General features: G+C 73.1%; 7 protein-coding genes and 1 pseudogene. 2 read left to right on the top strand and 6 right to left on the bottom strand.

The features are described 5' to 3' along the window. A pseudogene (locus tag IE249_RS40300) lies at positions 1–104 on the bottom strand (transglycosylase); the annotation flags it as partial. 538 nt (positions 105–642) lie between these two features. Here IE249_RS40300 and IE249_RS25430 point away from each other — a divergent pair. Together IE249_RS25430 and IE249_RS25425 are read left to right on the top strand one after the other, a co-directional pair. Continuing rightward, on the top strand, positions 643–1,476 hold the full coding sequence (locus tag IE249_RS25430) for a DUF8842 C-terminal domain-containing protein (RefSeq protein WP_189708269.1): 834 nt from the start codon (positions 643–645) through the stop codon (positions 1,474–1,476). 37 nt (positions 1,477–1,513) lie between these two features. Continuing rightward, entirely contained in the window at positions 1,514–1,927 is a 414-nt protein-coding gene (locus IE249_RS25425) for a hypothetical protein (RefSeq protein ID WP_189708267.1), read from the top strand. 123 nt (positions 1,928–2,050) lie between these two features. On the opposite strand, the gene der is transcribed toward IE249_RS25425, so the two are convergent. The 5 genes from der to aroH form a co-directional block, all read right to left on the bottom strand. Continuing rightward, positions 2,051–3,535: a ribosome biogenesis GTPase Der gene (gene der, locus IE249_RS25420; protein ID WP_189708265.1), complete on the bottom strand. Its 1,485-nt coding sequence runs from the start codon at positions 3,533–3,535 to the stop codon at positions 2,051–2,053. 76 nt (positions 3,536–3,611) lie between these two features. Further along, the gene (locus tag IE249_RS25415; RefSeq protein ID WP_229859272.1) at positions 3,612–4,199 is read right to left on the bottom strand and encodes a lysophospholipid acyltransferase family protein; all 588 of its coding nucleotides are present in this window, start codon (positions 4,197–4,199) and stop codon (positions 3,612–3,614) included. Between the two features lie 89 nt (positions 4,200–4,288). Then, positions 4,289–4,984, bottom strand: coding sequence for a (d)CMP kinase (cmk, locus tag IE249_RS25410; protein ID WP_189708261.1), 696 nt, complete (start codon positions 4,982–4,984; stop codon positions 4,289–4,291). A 137-nt stretch (positions 4,985–5,121) separates the two neighbouring features. Then, positions 5,122–6,207, bottom strand: coding sequence for a prephenate dehydrogenase (locus IE249_RS25405; RefSeq protein WP_189708259.1), 1,086 nt, complete (start codon positions 6,205–6,207; stop codon positions 5,122–5,124). Continuing rightward, entirely contained in the window at positions 6,204–6,566 is a 363-nt protein-coding gene (aroH, locus tag IE249_RS25400; protein ID WP_189708257.1) for a chorismate mutase, read from the bottom strand. The genes IE249_RS25405 and aroH overlap by 4 nt, the downstream gene beginning before the upstream one ends. Positions 6,567–6,638: the final 72 nt, after the last annotated feature.

Genomic DNA, 6,638 nt, shown 5'->3' with positions numbered 1-6,638 from the left:
CCCAGCGGGGCGAGCAGGACCGCCCCGGCGAGTGCCGCCGTGGCCCGCGTCCTGCGGGCGTTGTCGCGCGTGGTGTCGGCGTTCCTATCGGCACATTCGGACATGTAAATCCCTCTCGGAAAGCCCGGGTCCCCAAGGCCCGGCGCGTTCCGCGCACATGGACGCGGTCGGCGCGCGGCCCGTCCGCCGGGTGGGGTGGTGCTGGGTCGTGCTGGCTCGGTGCGTCGGCGGACGTACCCGGACGGGTGCTCGGTGCACCCGGCGGAGGAATGTAGGGAGCGCGGCGCGCCCGGATCAACCAACGCCCCGTTCTGGCAGGCCAGTTGCCGGTTACCAGGGGTATCGTCTTTTTCCGGCCACCCACTTCATTCGCTGATTTCCTGATTTGTCGACCAGCCACGCCCACCTCCTGTGACTCACTTCACCGAGTCAAAGGGCTTCCATTTCCGGGGAGTTGACGGTGAGTGCCGGATTCCGCACCGGAGGTGACCGTCTGCGCAGGATGGTTCGATCCCGTTCGCCGGAGGGCGTGACTCCCGCCACAGATCGCCCGTTGTCTTCTTCATGAGCCGGGGGCCCTCCCGGTTCATGGGCCGGGAGCCACCCGGTTCCGCCACGCACCGCATCCCGAGGGAGCCACCCGTGCCGCGCATGCTCGACGTCAGCGACGCCGTACGCGCCGAGATCGGCGACGAAGAAGCCGACCGGCTGCTCGCCGGAGACAACGCCCCGGGCAGTTACGACTGCACGTCCTGCCGCACCCCCGGCGACTCCGCGCAGGAGCGCACCAGCACCGTCCTGTTCGTCGGGGACGAGACCGCCGTCCTCGCCTTCGCCCATTCCACCTGCCTGCCCTCGCAGGTCGTCCAGGTCACCGAGGAGCAGCTGCGCGGCGCGGTCCGCTCCATCAACGCCGACACGGGCGCCCCGGCCGGTGTGCCCCAGCAGGCCGCTCCCGGGCAGGCGGCCGGCGGGCAGGCCCCCTTGCAGAACGCCGTACCCGAGCAGGCCGTGCTCGGGGTGACCAGCGGACTCGTCCTGATCTCCGGGGAGTTGCATCCGGCGCTGGTGGTCGAGCCGACCGCGCCCATCGTGCGCCCCGGCACCACCGGCACCGGCGACGACTTCCTGCCGCTCCTGATCGAGCAGGGCTTCATGCCGCTGACCGGGATCACCGCCGTGCCGCCGGTGCTGCACGGCTGGTCGGTGCTGCTCGCCATGGGCCAGCTGCACGCCGTGCTCCAGCCGGGCACGCACAATGGCCGGCCGGTGGCCTGGTGGCAGGCGCACCAGCCGCTGCAGGTCACCGACGGCTGGCGGGCGGCCGCCAACAAGCACCAGCAGGTGGTGCTGTTCGCGGCTCCGGTCGGCTCCATCGGCCGCCAGCCGCGCGAGGACCTGCTGCGGGACGCCCTGGACAAGGCGGCCGCGGGCGGTCAGCTGGTCGCTGCGGTGCTCCCGCTGGCCGGGACCTGAGCCGCATCCCTTCCGGCCCGGGGTCGTTTGGACATACGTGCACGCATACGAAGTTCCCCGCCGCCAGTCCTACCAGCCGGTCCCGCCTCCCGGCTCCCGGCTCCGCCCGAGCCGGGAGGTGCCCGCGTCGCGGACGGTCCAGGATCTCCACGGCGGCCCCTCGGCCACGCCGATCTACGACGCGCTCTACGCCGAGTACGTCAAGTCCTACCGCGCCCTGCCGGGTGACCGCAGCGGCGAGGAGGACCTGGGCTTCGTCGCGTTCGGCAACCTGCCGCGCGGTACGGGCCCGAGCGGCTACGGCGCCTACGCCGCGGGCGCCTACGGCACCCGCCACACCACCGGCCGGCAACAGTCCCAGTGGCAGCGGATCGGCACCCTCGACCGCCAGGCCTCCGCCCCCCACTCCACCCCGGCTGCCCTGCCCCCGGCTCCCCGCCGCGGCCTCTGACGCCAGGGCGACGCCGGTCGGGCGCACGGCTGGATGCACGGCCGGTGCGACGCGGAAAGGGCGGCCCCCCGCGTACAGGGGCCGCCCTTTCGCCGGATGCGGCCGTGGCCGCCGTTCAGGGGGCTACTTCTTCTTCGCGCCGCGCTTCTCGCGCACCCGTACCGAGATGTGGATCGGGGTGCCCTCGAAGCCGAACTCCTCGCGCAGACGGCGCTCGATGAAGCGCCGGTAGCCCGCCTCGATGAAGCCGGAGGCGAAGAGGACGAACCGCGGCGGCTTGGTGCCGGCCTGAGTGCCGAACAGGATGCGCGGCTGCTTTCCGCCCCGGATCGGGTGCGGGTGGGCGGAGACCAGTTCGCCGAGGAAGGCGTTGAGGCGGCCGGTCGGCACCCGGGTCTCCCAGCCCGCCAGCGCGGTCTCGATCGCCGGCACCAGCTTCTCCATGTGCCGTCCGGTGCGCGCCGAGACGTTCACCCGCGGCGCCCAGGAGACCTGGCCGAACTCGGTCTCGATCTCACGCTCGAGGTAGTAGCGGCGCTCCTCGTCGAGAGTGTCCCACTTGTTGTACGCGACGACGAGGGCGCGGCCCGCCTCGACGGCCATGGTGACGATCCGCTGGTCCTGCACCGAGATGGACTCGGAGGCGTCGATCAGCACGACGGCGACCTCGGCCTTCTCGACGGCGGCCGCGGTCCGCAGCGAGGCGTAGTAGTCGGCGCCCTGCTGGAGGTGGACGCGCTTGCGGATGCCGGCGGTGTCCACGAACTTCCAGGTGGTGCCACCGAGTTCGATGAGCTCGTCGACCGGGTCGCGGGTGGTGCCCGCGAGTTCGTCGACGACGACCCGCTCCTCGCCGGCCACCTTGTTCAGCAGCGAGGACTTGCCGACGTTGGGGCGGCCGATCAGGGCGATGCGGCGCGGGCCGCCGACGCCGCCCCCGCCGAACGTCTCGCGCGGCGCGTCGGGCAGCACCTCCAGCACCCGGTCGAGCATGTCGCCGGTGCCGCGGCCGTGCAGGGCGGAGACCGGGTGGGGCTCGCCGAGGCCGAGCGACCACAGGTACGCGGCGTCGGCCTCGCCGCTCGGGCCGTCGACCTTGTTGGCGCACAGCACCACGGGCTTGCCGGCCTTGCGCAGCAGGCGGACGACCGCCTCGTCGGTGTCGGTCGCGCCGACCTTGGCGTCGACGACGAAGACGACCGCGTCGGCGGCCTCGATCGCGTACTCGGCCTGGGCGGCCACGGAGGCGTCGATGCCGAGGACGTCCTGCTCCCAGCCGCCGGTGTCGACGACCTTGAAGCGGCGGCCCGCCCACTCGGCCTCGTAGGTGACGCGGTCGCGGGTGACTCCCGGCTTGTCCTCGACGACCGCCTCGCGGCGGCCGATGATGCGGTTCACCAGAGTCGACTTGCCGACATTGGGGCGGCCGACCACGGCGAGCACGGGGAGCGGGCCGTGTCCGGCGGCCTCGATGGCGCCCTCGACGTCCTCGAGGTCGAAGCCCTCCTCCGCGGCGAGCTCCATGAACTCCGCGTACTCGGCGTCGCCGAGCGCCCCGTGCTCGTGCTCGTGCTCGGCCGAGCCGTCGGGCTGGATGTCGTCGTTCATGAAGTCCGTACCTCGTAGTTCATCGTGGTGATCGGTGGACCACCGCGGTGGCAGTGATCCACTACTCAAGTGTCGCCTAGTGCCCGGTCAGGCGCCTGGCGTTTTCCAGGTGGGCGGTGAGCTGCTTCTGGATGCGCTCGGTCGCCTCGTCCAGCGCGCGGCGCGTGCGCCGCCCGGAGCCGTCGCCCGCGTCGAAGGGGTCGCCGAAGACGACGTCGATGCGGGAGCGCAGCGGGGGCAGCCCCTTTATCAACCGTCCGCTACGCCCGGAACTTCCCAGCACGGCCACCGGGACGATCGGGGCGCCGCTGCGCACCGCGAAGTAGGACAGCCCGGCGCGCAGGGAGGCGAAGTCGCCCTCGCCCCTGGTGCCCTCGGGGAAGATGCCGAGGACGCCGCCCTGCTCCAGGACGCCGAGCGCCCGCGTGATCGCCGTGCGGTCGGCGCTGTGGCGGTCCACTTGGAGCTGGCCGATACCGGTCAGGAAGGAGCCGAGCGGGCCGACGAACGCCTCCTTCTTGATCAGGAAGTGCACCGGCCGGGGCGCCACGCCCATGACCATCGGGCCGTCGATGTTGTGCGCGTGGTTGACGGCGAAGATCGCGGGTCCGCTCGCGGGCACCTTCCAGGCGCCCAGCACACGCGGACGCCACAGCCCGTACATCAGGCCCACGCCGATCCGGCGCCCGACGTCCGCGCTCCGCTCGGACGGCAGGTCCCGCTCCGACGGCACGCGGCGCTCCGGCGGAAGGCTCACTTCGCTGCCCGCTTCTCCTCGACGAGGGTGACGACGCACTCGATGACCTGCGCGAGCGTGAGCTCGGTGGTGTCCACCTCGACGGCGTCGCCGGCCTTGGCCAGCGGGGAGGTCTTGCGGCTCGAGTCGGCCGCATCCCGCTTGATCAGGGCCTCCCGGGTGGCGTGCACGTCCGCGCCCTTCAGCTCACCGCTGCGCCGGGCGGCGCGGGCCTCCGGGGAGGCGGTGAGGAAGATCTTCAGGTCGGCGTCGGGCAGCACGGTGGTGCCGATGTCGCGGCCCTCGACCACTATGCCGGCCTCGGCGGAGGAGGCCAGCGAGCGCTGCAGCTCGGTGATCCGGGACCGCACCTCCGGTACGGCGCTGACCGCGCTGACCTTGGAGGTGACCTCCTGGGTGCGGATCGGGCCGGCCACGTCCACCCCGTCGACAGTGATCGTCGGGTGGGCGGGGTCGGTGCCGGAGACGATCTCGGGCTTGCCGGCCACGGCGGCGATCGCGGAGGGGTCTTCCAGGTCGATCCCGTTGCTCACCATCCACCAGGTGATGGCCCGGTACTGGGCGCCGGTGTCCAGGTAGCTCAGGCCGAGCTGCGCGGCGACGGCCTTCGACGTGCTCGACTTGCCCGTGCCGGAGGGGCCGTCGATGGCGACAATCACGGGCTGGGCGGTCCGGGCGGCGCCGTTTTCCACAGCGGGGCACCTTCCTGGTGAAGGGTGGCGGGCGGGTGTGCGGGACGCGAGGGCGCCCCGCACAAGGTTACTGGCATCCCGGGCGCCCTCTTACTGCCGGACGGCCCGGCGAAGGGCCCGGCCCGGGGCGCGGCCGCTCACTGCCGGATCGCCCAGCCCCGCTCGCGCAGGGCGGCCGTGAGGACCGGGGCCGCCTTCGGCTCGACCATGAGCTGCACCAGGCCCGCCTGCTGCCCGGTCGCGTGCTCGATCCGTACGTCCTCGATGTTGACCCCGGCCATCCCCGCGTCCGCGAAGATGCGGGCCAGCTGGCCGGGCTGGTCGTCGATGAGGACGACGACGGCCTCGTACGCCCGTGGCGCGGACCCGTGCTTGCCCGGCACCCGCACCTGCCCGGCGTTGCCCCGCCGCAGCACGTCCTCGATGCCGGCGCTGCCCTCGCGGCGCTTGTCCTCGTCGGAGGACTGCAGGGCCCGCAGCGCCCGTACCGCCTCGTCGAGGTCGGCGGCGACGTCGGAGAGCAGGTCGGCGACCGGTCCCGGGTTGGCGGACAGGATGTCGATCCACATCCGCGGGTCGGAGGCGGCGATCCGGGTCACGTCCCGGATGCCCTGCCCGCACAGCCGTACCGCCGACTCCTCGGCGTGCTCCAGGCGGGCGGCGACCATGCTGGAGACCAGGTGGGGCATGTGGGAGACCAGCGCGACGGCGCGGTCGTGGGCGTCGGCGTCCATGACGACCGGGACCGCGCGGCAGTGCGAGACCAGTTCCAGGGCGAGGTTGAGGACCTCGGTGTCGGTGTCCCGGGTGGGGGTGAGCACCCAGGGCCGGCCCTCGAAGAGGTCGCCGGTGGCGGCCAGCGGGCCCGACTTCTCGCGGCCCGACATGGGGTGGGTGCCGAGGTAGGCGGTCAGGTCCAGGCCGAGCGCCTGGAGCTCGCGGCGCGGGCCGCCCTTGACGCTGGCCACGTCCAGGTAGCCCCGGGCCAGGCCCCGCCGCATGGCGTCGGCGAGCACCCCGGCCACGTGGGCCGGCGGGGCGGCCACGAGGGCCAGGTCCACGGGACCGTCCGGTGCCTCGTCCGTGCCCGCGCCGAGCGCGGCCGCCGTACGGGCCTGCTCGGGGTCGTGGTCGGCCAGGTGCACGGTCACCCCGCGCTGGGCCAGGGCCAGGGCGGCGGAGGTGCCGATCAGGCCGGTGCCGATGACGAGTGCGGTCCTCACTGGGCGATGTCCTTGCGCAGGGCGGCCGCCGCGCCGAGGTAGACGTGGGCGATCCCGTCGCGCGGCCGGTCGGACTCGATGTGCGCGAGGACACGGACCACGCGGGGCATCGCGCCCTCGACGTCCAGCTCCTGGGCGCAGATCAGCGGCACGTCGACGATGCCCAGCTTGCGGGCCGCGGCGGCCGGGAAGTCGCTGTGCAGGTCGGGCGTGGCCGTGAACCAGATGCTGATGAGGTCGTCGGCGGTCAGGGCGTTCCGCTCCATGACAGCGGTGAGCAGGGCGCCGACCTGCTCCTCCATGTGACCGGCCTCGTCCCGCTCCAGCTGGACGGCCCCCCGGACCGCTCGTACCGCCACGGTGCTGCTCCTCGCTGACGTGTGCCGGCCGTGCCGGCCGGTCTCGGTTCTCGGACATCCAGCCTAGTCAGC

It is taken from the genome of Streptomyces anandii JCM 4720, assembly GCF_014650655.1.
Lineage (GTDB): Bacteria > Actinomycetota > Actinomycetes > Streptomycetales > Streptomycetaceae > Streptomyces > Streptomyces anandii.
The sequence above is the reverse complement of the archived record's forward strand: the minus strand, read 5'-3'. Positions and strand labels throughout refer to the sequence as shown.

What these genes read in the sequence shown, in the direction of transcription:
- der (WP_189708265.1), bottom strand. Translation starts at nt 3,535, where the DNA reads ATGAACGACGACATCCAGCCCGACGGCTCGGCCGAGCACGAGCACGAG.
- IE249_RS25415 (WP_229859272.1), bottom strand. Translation starts at nt 4,199, where the DNA reads ATGTACGGGCTGTGGCGTCCGCGTGTGCTGGGCGCCTGGAAGGTGCCC.